Annotated in this window: 11 protein-coding genes; 6 read left to right on the top strand and 5 right to left on the bottom strand. The window is 46.4% G+C overall.

The window, feature by feature from the left end:
* Window positions 1-84: 84 nt before the first annotated feature.
* The 5 genes from QUA53_RS08235 to QUA53_RS08255 all read left to right on the top strand — a co-directional run bounded on the left by QUA53_RS08235 (window position 85) and on the right by QUA53_RS08255 (window position 7,669).
* Window positions 85-1,359, top strand: coding sequence for a bifunctional oligoribonuclease/PAP phosphatase NrnA (locus QUA53_RS08235; RefSeq protein ID WP_333096230.1), 1,275 nt, complete (start codon window positions 85-87; stop codon window positions 1,357-1,359).
* Window positions 1,360-2,084: 725 nt separating this feature from the next.
* The gene (locus tag QUA53_RS08240) at window positions 2,085-2,921 is read left to right on the top strand and encodes a GAF domain-containing protein (protein ID WP_333096231.1); all 837 of its coding nucleotides are present in this window, start codon (window positions 2,085-2,087) and stop codon (window positions 2,919-2,921) included.
* Between the two features lie 4 nt (window positions 2,922-2,925).
* Entirely contained in the window at window positions 2,926-5,727 is a 2,802-nt protein-coding gene (locus QUA53_RS08245; RefSeq protein WP_333096232.1) for a diguanylate cyclase domain-containing protein, read from the top strand.
* Window positions 5,728-5,794: 67 nt separating this feature from the next.
* Entirely contained in the window at window positions 5,795-6,289 is a 495-nt protein-coding gene (gene sixA, locus QUA53_RS08250; RefSeq protein WP_333096233.1) for a phosphohistidine phosphatase SixA, read from the top strand.
* A gap of 234 nt (window positions 6,290-6,523) precedes the next feature.
* The gene (locus QUA53_RS08255) at window positions 6,524-7,669 is read left to right on the top strand and encodes a citrate synthase (RefSeq protein WP_333096234.1); all 1,146 of its coding nucleotides are present in this window, start codon (window positions 6,524-6,526) and stop codon (window positions 7,667-7,669) included.
* 418 nt (window positions 7,670-8,087) lie between these two features.
* On the opposite strand, the gene QUA53_RS08260 is transcribed toward QUA53_RS08255, so the two are convergent.
* The 4 genes from QUA53_RS08260 to QUA53_RS08275 all read right to left on the bottom strand — a co-directional run bounded on the left by QUA53_RS08260 (window position 8,088) and on the right by QUA53_RS08275 (window position 15,507).
* Window positions 8,088-8,597, bottom strand: a complete 510-nt coding sequence (locus QUA53_RS08260) for a DUF29 family protein (protein ID WP_333096235.1) — start codon at window positions 8,595-8,597, stop codon at window positions 8,088-8,090.
* 132 nt (window positions 8,598-8,729) lie between these two features.
* Window positions 8,730-10,844, bottom strand: a complete 2,115-nt coding sequence (argZ, locus tag QUA53_RS08265; RefSeq protein WP_333096236.1) for a bifunctional arginine dihydrolase/ornithine cyclodeaminase — start codon at window positions 10,842-10,844, stop codon at window positions 8,730-8,732.
* 386 nt (window positions 10,845-11,230) lie between these two features.
* Window positions 11,231-13,996, bottom strand: coding sequence for a PAS domain-containing protein (locus QUA53_RS08270; RefSeq protein ID WP_333096237.1), 2,766 nt, complete (start codon window positions 13,994-13,996; stop codon window positions 11,231-11,233).
* Between the two features lie 572 nt (window positions 13,997-14,568).
* The gene (locus QUA53_RS08275) at window positions 14,569-15,507 is read right to left on the bottom strand and encodes a glycosyltransferase family A protein (RefSeq protein ID WP_333096238.1); all 939 of its coding nucleotides are present in this window, start codon (window positions 15,505-15,507) and stop codon (window positions 14,569-14,571) included.
* Window positions 15,508-15,814: 307 nt separating this feature from the next.
* On the opposite strand from QUA53_RS08275, the gene QUA53_RS08280 reads away from it, so the two are divergent.
* Complete coding sequence (locus QUA53_RS08280; protein WP_333096239.1) at window positions 15,815-17,023, top strand: argininosuccinate synthase; 1,209 nt, start codon at window positions 15,815-15,817, stop codon at window positions 17,021-17,023.
* A 350-nt stretch (window positions 17,024-17,373) separates the two neighbouring features.
* Here the strand turns inward: QUA53_RS08280 and QUA53_RS08285 are convergent, their stop codons facing one another.
* The gene (locus tag QUA53_RS08285) at window positions 17,374-18,843 is read right to left on the bottom strand and encodes a GTP-binding protein (protein ID WP_333096240.1); all 1,470 of its coding nucleotides are present in this window, start codon (window positions 18,841-18,843) and stop codon (window positions 17,374-17,376) included.
* Window positions 18,844-18,898 lie beyond the last annotated feature (55 nt).

An 18,898-nucleotide genomic window follows, 5' to 3' on the forward strand; every position in this document is an offset into this window, starting at 1 on the left:
GACAACAAGGCATCTACAAAGAAACCGGGTTTAAGAGCGAATGCCGTGCAAATCCTGAAAGAGTTAAATTGTTAATTTTTAACTATGAAAGACCATTCCCCTACCAATTCTGATGAAACATCTGGCAACCGCGAAGGTGAACTTGAGGCCAGCAGCGAGGTTGTACCCGCAGTGAGTGCGCCTGGAAAACGGCGCAGCAAAGCCGAAGTTGCTTCCCAAGAGAATCGCGGCCGTCTCCGCGAGGAATTGCACGATCGCAAAGTCGAGCAATTGCGCCAAATGTTCGAGCGCCACAAAGGCACTCGCCAGTTAATATTGCTGCAAGATTTTCCCGACCCCGATGCACTTTCAAGCGCTTGGACTTACAAATTAATCGCCGAACAATACGATATCCAATGCGAGATGATCTACGCCGGCGCCCTCAGCCACCAAGAAAATATTGCCTTAGTTAAATTGACAGGGTTGCCGTTGCAGCGGTGGACGCTGGAAACAGTAAAAACCAAGGATTTGTCGGTGTTTCAGGGTTGCGCTTTCATCGACAACCAAGGGACGACTTGTAGCTTAACCGAGTTTATTTTAGCGGCGGGAGTTCCGATCGCCGCCGTCATCGACCATCACAATTTGCAGGGGGAAATGAACGCAGAATTTACCGATTTGCGCCCTCAAATCCGCGCTACAGCCACGATTTTTGCCGAGTATTTACAGTCTGGACTGTTAGCTCTCGACAGCAGCGTCAGCCTGCACATCAAGTGCGCTACAGCTTTGATGCACGGTTTGCGATCGGATACGAACGCCCTCAGACAAGCTCAGGAGGAGGACTTTTTAGCTGCGGCTTATTTGAGCAGGTTTTACGACCCGCAGTTGCTGAATGCGGTGTTGCAGTCGTCTCGTTCTAAGTGGGTGATGGACGCGATCGAGCGATCGCTCAAACACCGCACAGTCCAGAACAATTTTTCGATCGCCGGCATCGGCTATCTCCGCTATGACGATCGGGATTCTATTCCCCAAGCGGCAGACTTTTTAGTAACAGAAGAGAACGTACACACAGCCGTTGTCTACGCAATTGTTCACGACAAAGACGAAGAAATTGAAGTAGTAATTGGCTCGCTGCGAACTAATAAACTTACTCTCGACCCCGACGAATTCATTAAAGAAGCCTTCGGTCAAGATGCTCAAGGACGCTTTTTTGGGGGTGGCCGAAGTCAAGCTGGAGGTTTTGAAATTCCGGTGGGATTTCTTTCTGGCGGGAATGAGAACAGCGATTATGCAAGGCTAAAATGGGAAGTATTTGACGATCAGATCAAGCAAAAGTTGCTGCATTTAATTAGCCCTAAAGACAATCCTGTTTACGACCATTAACTCGGTAGTTTTTAGGTGCGGCCTTGATTCCAGCAAGAGTCTCGGTTCTGCCTCCGGTTACTACGAGCTTTTGCTGTGTTTTTTTCTCATTTCGTCGGGCAAAATCTCAATTTGACAATCAGCCCTAGACGCATTCTAACTCTCATCAACCGGGTTTTTTAAGTCTTATTGAGTGTTTGAGCGAAGTAAGGGAGTTAAAAAACCCGGTTGGTCCGTCTAGGACTAACAATAATAAATTTTATCCCTATTTTCCAAAAATACACACCCAAGAAACCGTTTTTTTTTACGATGGTCAAGGGAGGCAACTAAGTATTTTGGTAAAAAACCAGGTTGCGCGGGAAAAAATTAGTTTTATTTAGTTTACTAAAGTCCACAATATAATTATTGTAATTTAATAATTATCGAGGCTTATTTTTGTGATAGTTAAATTTAAAAAAAAAACATTTTTTTAGAGTTGATGTAGGAAAGTTTAGGCAAATATTTTTTTATAAAAAAGTGCCGCACGATCAAAAAAGTATAGAGGGATAATGATAAAATATTTTTTGGTCTAAGTTACCTAGTTAAAAAGGAATTGTAGCATTTCATAAAAGTCTTTATTTCAACATAAAATGTGGGTTTCTTTTCTTAAGTAAGCAACCTGTTGCTACGAGTTAAAAGAAATTATTATATTTTTTTGTGGCAGGCTAGAATAGTAAAAAATTGGTTAACAAAAAAGGAACGCGGAGATGTCTACAAACCAGACTTTCTCTTGGTCGTTAGAGAAAATTCTAGAAAAAGTTTCAGAAATTGCACTTCAAATCAACGAGTTCGGGGAGCTGGAGACAATTTTGCAATGTGCGCTAGAGGAAACCAGGGTGCTGCTGCAAACCGATCGCGTGATTATTTATCGCTTCTTACCAAAAGGAAATGGCGTAGTATTTGCTGAATCGGTTGATGCTCAGTGGCCGCGAATCCTAGGAAAACAAATTTACGATCCTTGCTGTGAATCCACCTGGGTAGAGCGTTACAGCCAGGGACAAACGAGCAGCATTTCTGATATTCACAGCGGTTCTCTTCAAGCTTGTGATGTCGAATTGCTCGATCGCCTCCAGGTTCAGGCAAATTTAGTTGCGCCAATCTTGCTAGATGGCAAACCGCAGCAATCTCCGAAGCTTTGGGGACTGTTGATTGCTCATCACTGCCGAAGTCCGCGTCAGTGGGAACCTATCGAGGTTCAGATCCTGCAGCAGGTTGGAATGCACATCGGGTTGACGATGCGGCACTTGGAATCTCACCCCCCGGTACTGGGGCCAAATCAACCGCCGGAACTCGAAACAGAACCAAATCAAACTGATCCCAGTACAGAAAGCGCGCCCAGAGTCAATCATCAAAATTGTCTACCACTAGAGTTTGCCTATTCCCTGAGCGGCGATATTGTCCAGCTCAAAGCTTTTGACTTGTTGCAAAACCCGATCTGGATATTTGATATTCAGCATTTGCAAATGCGGTGGGCAAACCAAGCATCCTTGTACCTGTGGAATGCTTCTAGCCGGCAAGAACTTGTGAGCCGCACGCAACTTTAGCGATGTGTCAGAGTCTACTGGGATTCGCTTGCAGACATATCTGCAGCAGTTTCAGCAAGGCAAAACCTTGTCCGAGCAGTGGACGTTTTACCCGGGCGGTCAGCCTGTTTCTGTCCGCTGTCGGTGTTCTGGGATCGGGATTGAGGGCGGGCGTTTGGCAATGCTAGTCGAGGGTACAGTCGAAAGCGCCGATCGAATCGAGCCGGAAATTCTGCGATCGATCGAGGCACTCCGACACACCACGCTCATGGTTTCGCTATATACCCTCGAAGGTGCGCCGCTGCTGCAAAACCCGGCGGCCTTGCGCTGTTACGGGGAGGCGCTGCACCCTGGCTCTGCGACAGATAATGCTTTTGTGAGCCGCTTTGTTGACTCTCAGGTAGGAGAGCGAGCAATGGCAGTTCTTAAGTCCGGTGAGGTATTTAGCATCGAGGCTCAAGTGATTACTCTGACGGGAATTCGCTGGCATAGGATGGACGTGTGGTGTACCGACGACCCGGTAACAGGCAACCCGATGTTGCTCGTGAACGAAAAGGACGTTACCGACCGCCACCAGACAGAAACAGCCCTCCAAAAGAGTGAAACCCGGTTGTCAGAAGCCCAGCGGGTTGCCCAGATCGGTAACTGGGAATGGGACGTAATTACGGGTAAAATTACCTGGTCTCCCGAACTCTTCGAGATTGTGGGACGACCCAGCGCCCTAGGCGAACCTACGTATGAAGAAAACCTGCGGCTTTACCATCCCGAAAGTGCCAAACAGCTACACCTGGTAGTTCAACGAGCGCTCACTCATGGGCAGCCTTATCTATTGCGCCTCAGAATTGTGCGCCCGAATGGTTCTATCCGCCATACCGAAGCCAGAGGACAAGCCGAACTCAATGCAGAGGGACAAGTCATTCGGTTGTTTGGTACATCCCAAGACATTACGGATCTCGTCAAGGCGGAAACAGAACTCAGAGAATTGAGTACAGCTCTTGCTCATGCAGTTGAGGGCATCTCGCGGCTCGATATTTTCGGACGGTACATCACCGTTAATCAAGCCTACGCGAATATAGCAGGTTATCAGCCTGAAGAAATGGTTGGTATGAATTGGCAGAAAACAGTTCATCCCGATGACTGCCACATGATGATGGCGGCTTATCAAAAAATGCTGGCCGAGGGCCGAGTGGAGGTTGAGACCCGAGGTATCAGGAAAGATGGTTCGATTTTTTACAAGCAGGTGGTGCTGTTGGCAGCCTACGACTCGCAGGAGCGATCGATCGGGCATCACTGCTTTATGAAGGATATCACCGATCGCAAGCAAGCAGAAGCAGCATTACAACTAGAGTTCCAGCGTCTGAGTATAGTGGTTGCTACCCAACAGGAAATTGCCATCCGCAATCCCAATCTTGATGCAGTCATGGCTGTGATTGCAGAGAGGACTCAAGATTTGACCCGCGCCGATGGAGCAGTGATTGAAATGGTTGAAGGGGATGAAATGGTGTATCGGGCAGCCACCGGTATCGCCAGCGCCTATGTTGGATTACGGATCAAAGTAGGGGCAAGTTTATCGGGAAAATGTATTGCGACTGGTCAAATCATGCTTTGCGAGGATTCAGAAACCGATGCACGGGTGGATAGGGCTGCCTGTGAGCGCATTGGTCTGCGGTCAATGGTGGTTGTTCCCTTGTTCTATCAGGACGATCGGGTTGGGGTCTTAAAAGTGCTTTCAGCTAAACCCTCTGCGTTTACAGCGTCAGATATCCAGACCTTACAACTGATGGCCGGGTTTCTGGCAAGCAGCCTGCATCTGGCTTCAGAGTTTGATGCCAAAAACATTCTCCTGAGTCAATTACAGGAAAGTGAGGAACGCTACCGTTCTGTGATTACTAGCATGACAGAAGGTGTCGTACTCCAGCTAGCAAACGGACAAATAACTGCGTGTAATGCTAGTGCCGAAAGGATTCTAGGGCTGACCCCGGAGCAAATGATGGGGCGCAGATCCGTAGATTTAGATTGGCGAATCGTTCGGGAGGACGGCCAACCGTTCCCGGGCCAACAGCATCCGGCAATCCTCACCCTGCGCACGGGACAAGGGCGATCGAATGTGGTGATGGGCATTCACAAATCGGATAAAACGCTGACTTGGATTTCGATTAATTCTCAACCGCTGTTCCATCTCAATCAGTCTAAACCCTATGCAGTATTGACGACTTTTGCTGATATTACAGAACACAAGCGGGGCGAGGAGATGCTCAGACACCGGGCGGAACAAGAAAGATTGATTGCTACGACAGATGGGTTAACACAAGTAGCAAACCGCCGCTGTTTTGATGAGCGATTGCAGTCGGAATGGCATCGGCTGATGCAGGGAAAACAACAGCTTTCGTTGATTATGTTGGATGTAGATTATTTCAAGCGATATAACGATTGCTACGGACATCAAGCTGGGGATACTTGTTTGGTGCAAGTGGCGAAAGCTGCTGCCGCCGCGGTTAAACGTTCTACCGATTTGTTTGTGCGCTATGGGGGCGAAGAATTTGCTGCTATCCTGCCGAGTACGGATGCTGCAGGGGCGATCGCGGTTGCTGAGTCGATGCGTCAGGCAATACGAGATTTGGGAATCCCTCACGAGCAATCTGAGGTAAGCTCGATCGTGACTGTGAGCATGGGAATTGCAACTGTGATTCCCACTGCGGAAACATCACCGGATGAACTCGTTGCCGTCGCCGATCGAGCATTGTACGATGCGAAACGACAAGGGCGCGATCGCTACAAAAGCGCAAACCCGCTGACGGCGCCAGAGGTTAATCCAGTTGTAGAATAGGCAAAAGGTAGGTATATCCTAGATTTCTCCTAGAAAAACCGGACCCAATGCCTGGAAGTATTGATATATGGTTATTTACCTGATCCGGCACGGTATCGCAGCCGCACCAGAAGAATATGATACAGACTCAGAACGCCCGCTGACTAAAGAGGGCGATCGTAAAACCAGGAAAATTGCCCAGCGGCTGTACGAACTCGAAATTCAGTTTGACCTGATTCTCACCAGTCCCCTACTGCGGGCCCAGCAAACGGCCCAAATCCTGCAAACAGTCGGTTTGAGTTCCCAAATAGAAGAATCCGCCACTCTCGCACCTTCAGGAGACATCGGGAACTGGCTGGAGTGGTACAAACATTGGCAGGAAATAGGTAGCCGCAGCTTGGCCCTGGTGGGCCACCAACCCGACTTAGGCCACTGGGCAGAAACTTTGCTTTGGGCTCGATCGCAAGATGCCCTGATTCTCAAAAAAGCAGGTATCATCGGCTTAATCCTCCCGGAGACCGGCTCCCCAGTGGGCCGCAGCCAAATGTTTTGGCTAACTGCGCCCAAGTTTTTGCTGCACTAGAAACAGCGAACCGCCCCGACATTAACAGGACGCGCCAGCCCTCTTAAACCCGCATTCTGGGACGGCACAACCGGGTTTGAGGGGCGACAATACGCAGCGGTGCGATCGGGCTATCTGTTGAAAAACCCGGTTTCTGAACCCCGATTAAATGATTATTTGTCAAGACTGTGACACTATCTTGGTTTCTGGTAATGTACTTTTAGTAGTATTGAACTCACACAAAACGGTATCGCAATGGTCGTCGGCGAATTCAAACCAGGTTTAGAAGGTGTTCCCGCCACCTTGTCCAGCATTAGCTACGTCGATGGACAAAAAGGGTTGCTGGAATATCGCGGGATTAGCATCGAGGAACTGGCACTGAAAAGTTCCTTTCTCGAAACTTCATATTTATTAATCTGGGGGGTACTTCCGACAAAGGAAGAACTCGAAGCTTTCGAGCATGAAATTCGCTATCACCGCCGGATCAAATATCGCATCCGGGACATGATGAAATGCTTTCCTGAAAGAGGACATCCCATGGACGCCCTGCAAGCTTCAGCGGCCGCTCTGGGCTTATTCTACTCCCGCAGAGCTCTCCCCAACCAGGGATACATTCGAGAAGCTGTCGTGCGGCTGCTAGCGAAAATTCCGACTATGGTGGCGGCGTTCCAGCAAATGCGGCGGGGTGATGACCCAGTACGGCCGAGGGATGACTTGAACTACTCGGCTAACTTTCTGTATATGCTCAACGAGCGAGAACCAGATCCACTGTTGGCTAATATTTTTGACGTTTGCTTGACTCTCCACGCCGAACATACAATTAATGCCTCTACATTTTCGGCAATGGTAACAGCTTCGACGCTGACAGATCCTTACGGGGTGATTGCTTCGGCAGTTGGCACTTTGGCGGGGCCACTGCACGGGGGAGCTAATGAAGAAGTGATTGATATGTTGCAGCAAATTGGTTCGGTAGAAAATGTGCGGCCTTTTGTCGAGAAGTGCGTTGAAAACAAGGAGAAAATCATGGGGTTCGGCCACCGCGTGTACAAGGTGAAAGATCCGAGAGCAACTATTCTCCAAGGGTTAGCAGAACAGTTGTTTGACAACTTCGGCCGCGATAATTATTACGACATTGCTGTCAAGTTAGAAGAAGTGGTTGAGGAAAAACTAGCTCACAAGGGAATTTATGCAAATGTAGATTTCTATTCGGGTTTGGTTTACCGCAAAATGGGAATTCCTACAGACTTGTTTACGCCCGTATTTGCGATCGCCCGCGTTGCCGGCTGGTTGGCCCACTGGAAGGAACAGCTAGAGGCAAACCGCATTTACCGCCCGACTCAAATATATACGGGGACTCACGGTGCTCCTTATATTGCGATCGAGGATAGGCTCCCTTCCTAAAGCAAAATTATCAACCCAGAGCTGAAAATGACGAGAAGAATTTTTTTGCTTTCGTGAAATGTTGAAGTAAAAATTGCTTTCGCGTTGCGAGTCAGGAAGCAATTTCTGTCTGCCAAAAGTTGCCGTGCTGGGTTGAACCCCTCTTGTATGTTGTGCTGTGTGTTGGCGACAATAGTAAGAAGTGACGATTTTCAGGAACTCCGGTCCTCAGACTTGCGGGTCTGAGGTTTTTTATTGGAATATCAGGCGCTGCAGCGGATATAGGGGCGAATTGACCAAATCGGTAAAAAAGCCAGTTCGAGGCAGTCAACCCGCCCCAGCCAGGCTCTGATTTACGAATAGCTTTCGATAGGTGCGATTGCACACATCGTTTATTACCCTCAGTATTATACAGCAATGAATTTTTCTATTTTTGACTCTATACATTCCAATTTTCACCCCCAGGTAAATGCGACAAATATTCGTCGATCGCATCCTCGAATTCACCTCGAGAATAAGTGTATGTCAGGGACAGTAGCCCTGTTGCGATCGCCATAATTTGCTCTCTGTCCACTCTGTGATTGAGTTGAGCGCGGCTTAACTTTCCTTCCAACACTTCCCTGCTAGCCTCACGAATTGCGGCTTCTAGTTCATCTTCTATAAAAGATTCCCACTCGGCCGAGTTGATATAGTAAGATGTTTTATTATCTTTGAGATTGAGCTTTTTAATACCTCGGACCGAATTAGCAATAGAAGCAGCCCAAGAATTTGTCAAACGCTGTTCAACTTGGTTTTTAATTAGGTGGATTAGCAGAATCAGTAAAAAAGACCCAATATTCCGCAGAGTTGCTTGTTTGCTCATGCCCTCTAACTCATCGACAATTGCTAGAGCATCTTCATTCCTGCCTTCCAAAATACAATTTTTCAGGTCTATTAATTCCTGTACCATTGCTTTTGCCCTCAATATTTATAACGATTTCGTAAGGTGCGCGGTGCGCACCCTACGCGCTTTATCCTTCAGTCCGCAAAGGCGGACTTCGTTTGTACAAACGCGGTTTCAACCGCCGATTTCGCGCTACATCTAAACAGATTGAGTTACATGATGGCGACTGGTCAATTTATCCAATTGATTCACCAACAAACTCAGGAACAATCCCACATCGGTAACAACTCCAATAGACTCGATCGAACCCCGATCGCTCAATTTCGTCACCACCGCCGGATTAATGTCCACACAGACCATCTTCACACCCGCCGGCGTCATATTTCCCACACCAATTGAGTGCAGCATAGACGACAGCATTAACACCATATCCGCACCTCGTAACAGCTCAGTATATTCTTCTTGAGCCTTAACTAAATCCATTTGCGTGTCAGGAAGCGGGCCGTCATCCCGGATAGAACCTGCTAGGGAAAACGGGATATTATGCTTCACGCATTCGTACATGACACCGTTAGTAACCAGCCCGGCTTCCACAGCTTTTGCAATACTCCCGTAACGTCGCACACTGTTAATTATTTTCAAGTGATGGCGGTGTCCGCCGCGCACAGCCACACCGCGTTTCATGTCAACCCCTAAAGAGGTTCCCATGCTCGATTGTTCCATGTCGTGAACCGCGATCGCATTTCCGCCTAACAGCGCTTGTACGTAACCTTCGCGAATCAAATGCGCTAAATGTTCGCCACCACCAGTGTGGATAACAACAGGCCCCGCCGTAACTACCACTTTGCCACCTCGATCTCGAATTTGGCGCAATTCCCACGCTACTTGTTCCACCACCAATTCTACGCGGCGCTCGCTAGAAACGCTGCCAGACATAAAACTGAATTCTTGAGAATTGCGCTGTTCCCGCGATTCGGTTTTACGGATGGTGCGGATACCCACTACATCTACAACGACTTTTTCTCCTACTTTTAAATCTCGCAGTAATTTGCATTTAGCGACTGGACCATCGACAGTTTCAGTAATAGCAACTGCACCGTCCATGCGCTGATTTTGCACTTTCACCCACTGGTTATTTACCCGCACTTCTGTGGGATAAATCGTACTCACATAAAAGTCGTCCGGGCCGACGCCATCTTGCACTACCGGTTCTAAAATAGCGTCGCAAATCTCTTGCGGCGGGGGCACTGCACCCAAGTCAATTAGAAGTCCCATGATTTCTTCCATCACATCGTGGGAAGGAGCCGAAACTTTAACGTCTGCACTGGATGTGCTTTGCCGCTGCTCTCCTAAATTGAAATTGAGGACTTGGAAGCTGCCGCCGTTTTCGATAATTAAATCTAAAGCGCGGCTGATTAAACCAGCATCGAGCAAGTGACCTTCCATGCGAATTGTGCGGCTTTCTACCATCACGTTTGCCGATCGCTCTTCTTGCACCGGTTCCGTTACCCGCAGCGTCAAACACTTACAGGCGCCCCCCGCTTTCAGAAATTCGGTCATCGGCGTTTCAATTACTTTAAAACCAGCATTAGTGATGCGCGTTTTCAAAGCTTCGCTAACTTTATTCATTACCACAACTTTGTCAATATTGACGGCATTGCAGGCAAAATTAGCGGCATCTGCTTCTTCAATGGCAATGCGTTTTTCCGGCGCCACTCGCATTTCAATTAAGCGGTTGGAGTACGAGTCAAATGCTGCTGGATAGTAGAGCAAATAGCCGCCTGTCAGGGGACAAAAACAGGTGTCTAGGTGATAGAAACGTTCGTCAACTAAACGCAGCGAGAGCACTTCTATGTTCAGCCATTTTGCTAGTAACGGGTGCGAGTCTAGTTCGGAACGGAAGCCGTATCCGGCCCACAACCAGCGTCCTTCGCGATCGAGCAAAGCATCACCAGCACCCTCAAACGGCAAGTCTTTCGGCAGTTCGTGCACGGTGAAACCTTTGCTTTCAAACCATGCTTTGAAATAGGGCTCTTCGCCTTGGCGTTCTTTGTGATAGAAACGGCTGAGGACGAAGGTATTGCCTAAAAGTAAGCCTGCGTTGGCGGTAAAAACCATATCGGGCCAGCCTTTTGCGGGCGGTACGAGGTCTACCACAGCGTTTTCTTTGAGGACGTGGTAGAGTTTTTCCCACTGTTCGACGGCGCGATCGCGCGATGATTTGTGTACGTTGCCCTCCATCCACGGATTAATCACGTAATCCACATCGTAGTGGTCAGGAGCACACATGAGGAAGCGAATTGAGTCAGTCATAATTCAGTTAAAATGTGGTAGACGCTACAGCAGACGTATGTTGACAGAGTTTGTATAATAGCAACTGTAATATTCACTACTAATTTTAGCATCGCAACGTCTGGGCCTCATAAGGCCAACTCTTAATTATATCACGCTTAGGATTAGATTAAACTAAATCACAAACCGTTCTTATGAAATACTCGTGAAATACTGGAGAAAATGTCTGGTTATTACACACACTATAAGAGGTTTTGATAGATCATTAATAGGATATCCGTTGAATTGTCCCAAATCTGACGATCGGGGCGGGTTTACGCTTTTCTCTGGCTGATATTATAGATTGTTGATGAACCCGCCCCAGAAGAGTTATAGTTAATTAAACGCACATGATATACCAGATTCTCTTAACTTTTTTTAACTTTCAACTTTTGCGAAATCGGAAGTTCGATCGCAAATTCTGTTCCGCGGCCAACTTCTGAATGACACTCCAAATTTCCGCCGTGGGTGTCTTTAACTATTTGGTAACTAATCGACAATCCCAAACCAGTGCCACTGCCGATCGGTTTGGTAGTAAAAAACGGGTCAAATATCCTTGACTGAACTTCGGGACGGATACCGGGCCCGGTGTCAGAAATCCGCACACACACTTGATTTTCTCGGCTGACTTCAGTAACAATGCGAATTTGGTTAACTTTGCAAGTACAGTTTGCTGATGACTCTTCCACAGCGTCGATCGCATTCAACAACAAATTCATAAATACCTGGTTTAATTGAGCCGGATAACACTCGATTTTTGGCAGTGTGCCGTAATTTTTAATGAGTTGAATTTCCCGACGTTTTTGCTGTGACTGCAAGCGGTGCTGCAAAATCACCAAAGTGCTCTCTATCCCTTCATGAATGTCTATTACTTTGCGAGCTGTTTCATCAAGTCTCGAAAAGTTTCGCAAAGACAGCACTATCTGCTTAATTCGGTTAGCACCTTCTTGCATTGAAGCCATGATTTTAGGAAAATCTTCAGCGATAAAATCTACCTCGATTTCTGCTAATTCTTGAGCTATTTCAGGAACTGGTTCGGGATAGTGTTGCTGATAAAGACTGAGCAATTTTAGTAAATCGCAAGCGTACTGTTTGGCGGGAATAATATTGCCGTAGATGAAGTTGACAGGGTTATTAATTTCGTGGGCAACTCCCGCTACCATTTGCCCGATACTTGACATTTTTTCGGATTGAATTAGCTGGGATTGAGCATTTTTTAAGTATTCCAGAGTTTGTTCTAGCTGTTGCGCTTTTTCTCGTTCTCGCAGTTCGCTAAGCAGCAACTCTGCTTCGGCTTGTTTGCGATCGCTAATATCCATTACTGTTCCCAACAGTTTGATTACTTCCCCGGTTTCGTTAAAAACCGCTTCTCCTCTTCCTTCCACGTATAGGATTTGACCGCTAGGATGAAGAAATCGGAACTCTCTTTTGTAGGAAATGCCTTGCGAGATAGTGAGGGTGACAGTTTTTTGAAACACGTCTCTATCATCGGGATGACACATCTTTAAAAGTTTTGCAGATGTCGGTTCAGTTGCACTTGAGTCAAGACCAAAAATTCGGAATACTTCTTCTGACCAAGTAATTTTATGAGTGACTAAATCAAATTCCCAACTGCCGATATGGGCAATTTTCTGGGCGGCTGCTAGACTAGCTTCGCTCTGTTGAAGTTTAAGTCGCTGTTGTTTATCTTGTTCGAGAAGATTGGCTTGAGCAATCGCAATTCCCATTTGTGCTGCCACAGCTTTCAATAATCTGATCTCATCTTGTGTCCAGTTACGCGGGCGATCGTACTGGTGCAAGCATATCATTCCGTTGGCTTTTCCCTGGTAGGAAGTGCGGATAGATATCATAGACTTTAAACCTATTTGACAGCACAAATCTCTGACATTTTCTAGCAGGGGATCGGAAAAAACATCGTCAGAAACTACAGCTTGATCTTGGGACAATAAAAGCTGAACGTGAGGATTTCCCTGTACCGGAATTTCTAAATTCAAAAGCGATGTTGATGTGGGTTTTCTGTACTCAGCGACATTAACGATTCGGGGAAACGGGTTTTCTTTGTAAGTGTGAATCAAGCAGTAATCGGCATTAAAAATTCTACCTATTTGGGCTGTGGCTGTTTGAAAAACTTGCTCGGGATTTAAGCTGTAGCGGATTTCGAGAGTAATTGTTTCTAGCAGAAATCTTTGCTTGATTTGCCGTTCCAAAGCAGCTAAAGCTGTTTTAAGTTCGAGTTCTGCTTGTTTGCGATCGCTAATTTCAGCAGCAGTTCCCAGAATTTTCCAAGGTTTGCCCTGCGGTGTTCTGACAAAAACGCTCTCCCGGCTGCAAAACCACCGATATTCACCATTTTTGTGCTGTATCCGGTATTCAAAATCAAAGCTTTCGCCATCTTTTGCTGTCTCAAGTTTTTTTCTCTGTTCTGAGAATGCAGGGATATCGTCAGGGTGTATTAACTTAGGAATAAATGTGGCTGCCATCTCCTGTATTTCTTCAAACGTGTAGCCAATATCGCTATAGATTTCGCGGTTGATGTAGAGGCTTCTCTCTTCTATCAAATCGTAAACGTATAATAAATTAGGATTGGTTTTAATTACTGTCGACAGCCAGTGCTGGCTTTCTCGTAGTTGTGCCTCGATCCGCTTGCGTTCTTCTATTTCAGCTTCTAGCAGCGCATTTTTTGCTACAAGTTCCTTAGAAAGCCGACTGAGCAGCAGTTGATTTTCGACGCGAGCCACGACTTCTTCTATTTCAAACGGTTTAGTAATGTAATCTACCGCCCCCAGCGAAAAAGCTTTGACTTTATCAAAAACTTCATTTAAAGAGCTGATAAAAATCACAGGGATATCTTTCGTTTTCGGAGAAGCTTTTAGCTGTTCGCAGACTTGATAGCCATCCATACCGGGCATCATGATGTCCAGCAAAATCAAATCCGGTGGACTCGATAGAGCAAAGTTGAGAGCTAATTTGCCATCTCGTGTCGGCCGCAGTTTATATCCCCGCTTAGACAAAAGCCGGGATACAAGTCGCAAGCTTTCTGGATTATCGTCCACCATTAAAATATTTTCGGGTAAAGCACTTTTTGGAAGTCTAATTGTTTCTCGTCTTGGATTTTTATCGTCATTTGTATTCACAGCAGACCCTCAAATTATTCAAACTTTTTATGTGGGAATACTTTTAAGTCATTAACCGTTTGTAGCTAACGCTCTTGGGTAAACCAGCACAACTCTTGGGTAGATCACACTCCTAAATTATTTGTAATTAGATCAAAAATAAGAAGAGTTTGAAAATGTGTGGAAATCTAATTATCGCAGCCCATCAATAAAACAGCAGAGATTTACCAAATCACATGCTCAGCAAGCAAGTTTGATTAAAGGTAAAATTTTTACAATGTATAGAAATAGATTTGGCTGGCATTTATCTGGTGGATCGCTATTGTGTGTTCTAAGTAAATATCCTTAGTCGAAATGACAATTAAAAACCTCCACGATCGGTGGTATCAACTTAAGACTAAAATCCTTTGCTTCTCTGGTTTTTATCCAAGTCTTGAGTCCGGTAAATTCCCTTTCTTAAGCAAGGCTAGGACAATTTAGACATAATTGTCAAACAGTATACCGTTACTATATTTGAGCTTAAGTTGACACCAATGTAACCTGAAACACTCCTACAATCTCTTATATTTTATTTACACCCTCCGGCGGCTGATTTATGGTATCTTTGTCTCAGCCTGCAATTCCCCACAAGCGGCGTACACGGCTTTCACGTTATACCAATTCAGAAAAATTCGAGCTATTTCTAAAGCTAACTGCGGCTTACCTTGGTCAATCAACCACTGCAAAAAAGGAGTCATTGTCCGCTCGTTCAGCATCCCACCTAACGATAAAAATCCCCACAGTATTTGGTGCAAAACAGTCATTTGAATCATCATCCGCACTTCCCAATTAGGGTGCTTTTGATAAAACAAAACTCCCATTCTCCCGCGCTGAATTTCTCGGTCAATCATGCCCGGAATTTGCTCTAAACTAAAAGGTGGGTGCCAGTGATAGCCGACAGCATCCGGACATTTAATCAATTTTAAACCTAATTTTTTCAACCTCACACCCAACTCTAAATCTTCCCATCCGTACAGTTGAAAGCGAGTGTCAAACAGTCCAGCAGCCAGCAGCCAGTGCCGGGCGATCGCGACATTTCCCGTAGCAAAATAAGCAGCCGAAAAATCGGTTATTTTGTATGGTTCCGAAGTAGGATTATCGAAATTACAAGTATTAATCACGCTGCCGTAAGTAAAAACCGCATCAGTATCTTTGTAACCCTGTAGCAAAGCATCTGCATGGGCTTGCAAAAAATGCTCTGTTACCACCAAATCGCTGTCAATAAAAATAATCGTATCGCCCTTAGCATCTTCAACGCCTAAATTGCGCGCAGCGGCGGGGCCTTGGTGACATTGGGCGATCGATCGCACATGAGGCAACAAGTCGGCATCTGCAGCCAACCACTCCAGCGTCCCGTCCGTCGAGCCGTCGTCCACCACAATTATTTCATACTCTCTCACAATCTCACCGAACTGCTGATTTTCCAAAGCCTGTAGACATTTTGCCAAAATCGGTTTACGATTATACGTCGGAATCACAACACTAAAAAACACGGTTTTTCCCCATCTCCACAGTTACCGTATCCCACGGTAGCAGATTTTTCGCAGCAACTCCCCCGCGAAATAGCCAAGTTTGGCAAAAAAAGAATATATAAATCTGTGCTATTTCTGACAAGAATCGATCTCAATTAGGTGCATAATGAAAAGTCGGTTAAACCTCACATTAGGCACCATTCTCAAGAACAGGCAAGATGCCTGTTCCACAAAAATGATATTTTTTGTGGGGTGGGCATCTTGTCCGCCCTGAAAAGCTTAGTGACAAGGGTGCAAGATGTCAGTTAAATTCAGGATGTAAATAGCAATGAGTCGCGCTAAAAAAGTTGTGCTAGCATATTCGGGCGGAGTCGATACCTCCGTCTGCATTCCTTACCTCAAAAACGAGTGGGGTGTGGAAGAAGTAATTACTCTGGCCGCGGATTTGGGACAGGGAGACGAATTAGAACCGATCCGCAAAAAAGCTTTAGCATCCGGTGCTTCGGAATCTTTAGTTATTGATGCTACCGAAGAATTTGTCAAAGACTATGCGTTTCCAGCCATTCAAGCTAACGCACTTTACGAAAACCGTTATCCCCTTTCGACTGCCCTGGCTCGCCCGCTGATTGCTAAATTGTTAGTAGAAGCTGCGGAAAAATACGGTGCAGATGCGATCGCCCACGGTTGCACAGGTAAAGGAAACGATCAGGTGCGGTTCGATGTGTCGATCGGCGCGCTCAACCCCAAGATTAAGATTTTAGCACCTGCACGGGAGTGGAAAATGAGCCGCGAGGAAACGATCGCATACGGCGAGAAATGCGGCATTCCGTCCCCGGTGAAAAAGTCTTCTCCTTACAGTATCGATCGCAACTTATTGGGAATGGCAATTGAAGCCGGAATCCTAGAAGATCCTTGGGCGGAACCGCCGGAAGAGGTGTATTTGATGACAAAGGCGATCGAAGAAACTCCCGACACACCCGAATACATAGAAATCGGTTTCGATTGCGGAAATCCTGTCACTTTAAACGGCAAAGATTTATCACCAGTCGCCTTAATTTCCCAACTCAACGAAATAGTTGGAAACCACGGAGTCGGCCGGATTGACATGATTGAAAACCGCTTAGTCGGGATAAAATCGCGGGAAATTTACGAAACACCAGCGATTTTAGTTTTGATGCACGCGCACCGAGACTTAGAAAGCTTGACGCTGACAGCAGATGTAACGCGGTACAAGCGAGGCATCGAAGAAACCTACAGCCAAATGATTTATAACGGTCTTTGGTACAATCCTTTGAAAACCGCTTTAGACGCATTTATTCAGGACACGCAAAAGCGAGTAACTGGAACCGTTCGGCTAAAACTATTCAAAGGAAATGCGACGATTGTCGGCCGCAAATCTGACAATTCGCTGTACAGTTTCGACTTAGCAACCTACGGCGCAGAGGACGAATTCGATCACAAAGCTGCAGAAGGATTTGTCTATGTTTGGGGACTACCAACCCGCATTTGGTCGGAGAAAAATAGAGGTTACAAATAGGAGCGAATTAGGGTTGAAAACCTGATGTTAAGCCGCCCAATCGAATTCGGATTAACAATTCGATGTTAACCCGCCGAATCGAATTGGCGGCTACACAAACCAAGTCCGCCTTCGCGGAATTAAGAGTAGGGTGTGCACGGCGCACCTTATTTGCCGCAATCGCCCAACCTCTGCCAATTGCCTAAGTTAGGAGTTAGTAAGATACAGTAATAATTGGTAATTGGTTGTTATCCTAATAATTTGTTAAATTGTCTTCACACAAATTTAGCTTTGAGGTAAGGGTTTAAACCCCTGCCGAATGGCGGCAGGGCTGCGCTAGAATTGCTGGGTCAACGTAAAACAGCCGATCGCTAAGATTTCTGTTTTTCCACACTTCCCAAATCCAACTTAGCCCGCAACTCTTCCTTAATCCGATTTAAAATAGAATCCTCATCCAAAGAAGACAGAATCTTGCTCACGACAGCCTTTGGCCCATCATCTCCCCAAGAAGCACCATTAGCCAAATAAGCCTTAGTAACTTGACCGATACCGTAGGAAGAAACCCCCGCGATCGCAGCTTGCGTCACCGCCACGGACAAATAAGGCCCTAAAGCCAAACCCCCCGTCGCCGGCGTCGCCAAACCCAACAATCCTTTCAACGAGCTCAAACCAAAATTAGCCAACAATTCGCCCGCAGTAATCCCCCCCATACTAATCGCAATCTTTTGCAGCAATTCCACCGCGCCCGCTTCCGTCATCGCAATGCCGTAAACTTTAGATAAAGTTAAGATCATCACCACATCAATTACCGCACCGCTAAGAATATCAACTACAGTAATTGGATTAAGTGCGATCGCCACCGATTTCGTCATTACCGCGTTCCAGATAATTCGATTAGCCGCCTCATCTCGAATTTCCATTTTTCGCTGCACCAACTGCTCGTTAATATCCCCTGCACAGAGCATCGTATTCAGCGCGACCAAAGATTTGCCTTCTCGGTCTAAAATCTCCAAAATCTTTAATTTTAAATCTTGCACTTGTGGCAAACTGCGAGTCATTTGCACGCCCATACTTCCGTCGGGACGGCGCACCGCCCTCGCCGTCAAAGGCGAAGCCGCCGCCATCACAATTTCATCGGGAGACAACAATTCTCTTACCCGCTCGTCTCTAATTTTATGATAAATTGCCAGCCTGTCTGCATCAGGATACTGGTCAATTTTATTAAACACTAATAACATCGGTTTTCCGGCTTCCCGCAACTGCGAAAGTGCTGCGTATTCCACCTTTGTAATGTCGCCAGCCACCACAAACAAAATCAAATCAGCTTGTTGAGCAACGCGGCGGGCTAAAAGTTCGCGAGTTTCGCCGTCAACTTCATCTATTCCCGGAGTATCGACTAATTCCACTTGCGACAAACGGTAAATAACGGGCGAAAGTCGTAGCGTAGCGGGGCGTAAGCCATCCGGCAAATTCTCATCAATTCCCTCTCCGACATCCCACTGGCCAATAGTCGTCGTGCGAGTCACCCCGTGAGTCGGGCCAGTTTCAAACACATTTTGACCTAGCAGCGCGTTCAAAACCGAAGATTTTCCCCTTCCCACCATCCCAAACACAGCTATTTGCACGCAAGCGCGCTCTAGCTTGTCGAGCATTTTCTCCAACCCGCCAATTTCCGGTTCCAGTCCAGTTCGCTCTTGAACTGTCAAGTCTAGATTTTCTACTATATCTCGCAGAGCATCTTTAGCGTGGCGCAGGTTGAGTTCTGCCTGAATGTCTGCGAAGCTTAAAATTGTGTCATCTAATTCGCGATCGACATTTGAAAAATCCGAGGCTTCAGTCATTGTTACCTGATGTTATAGCTTTGCTTCACTTAAAGTTTCAACCGATACGATGCCA

This window comes from Microcoleus sp. Pol12B3 (assembly GCF_036701355.1).
Lineage (GTDB): Bacteria > Cyanobacteriota > Cyanobacteriia > Cyanobacteriales > Microcoleaceae > Microcoleus.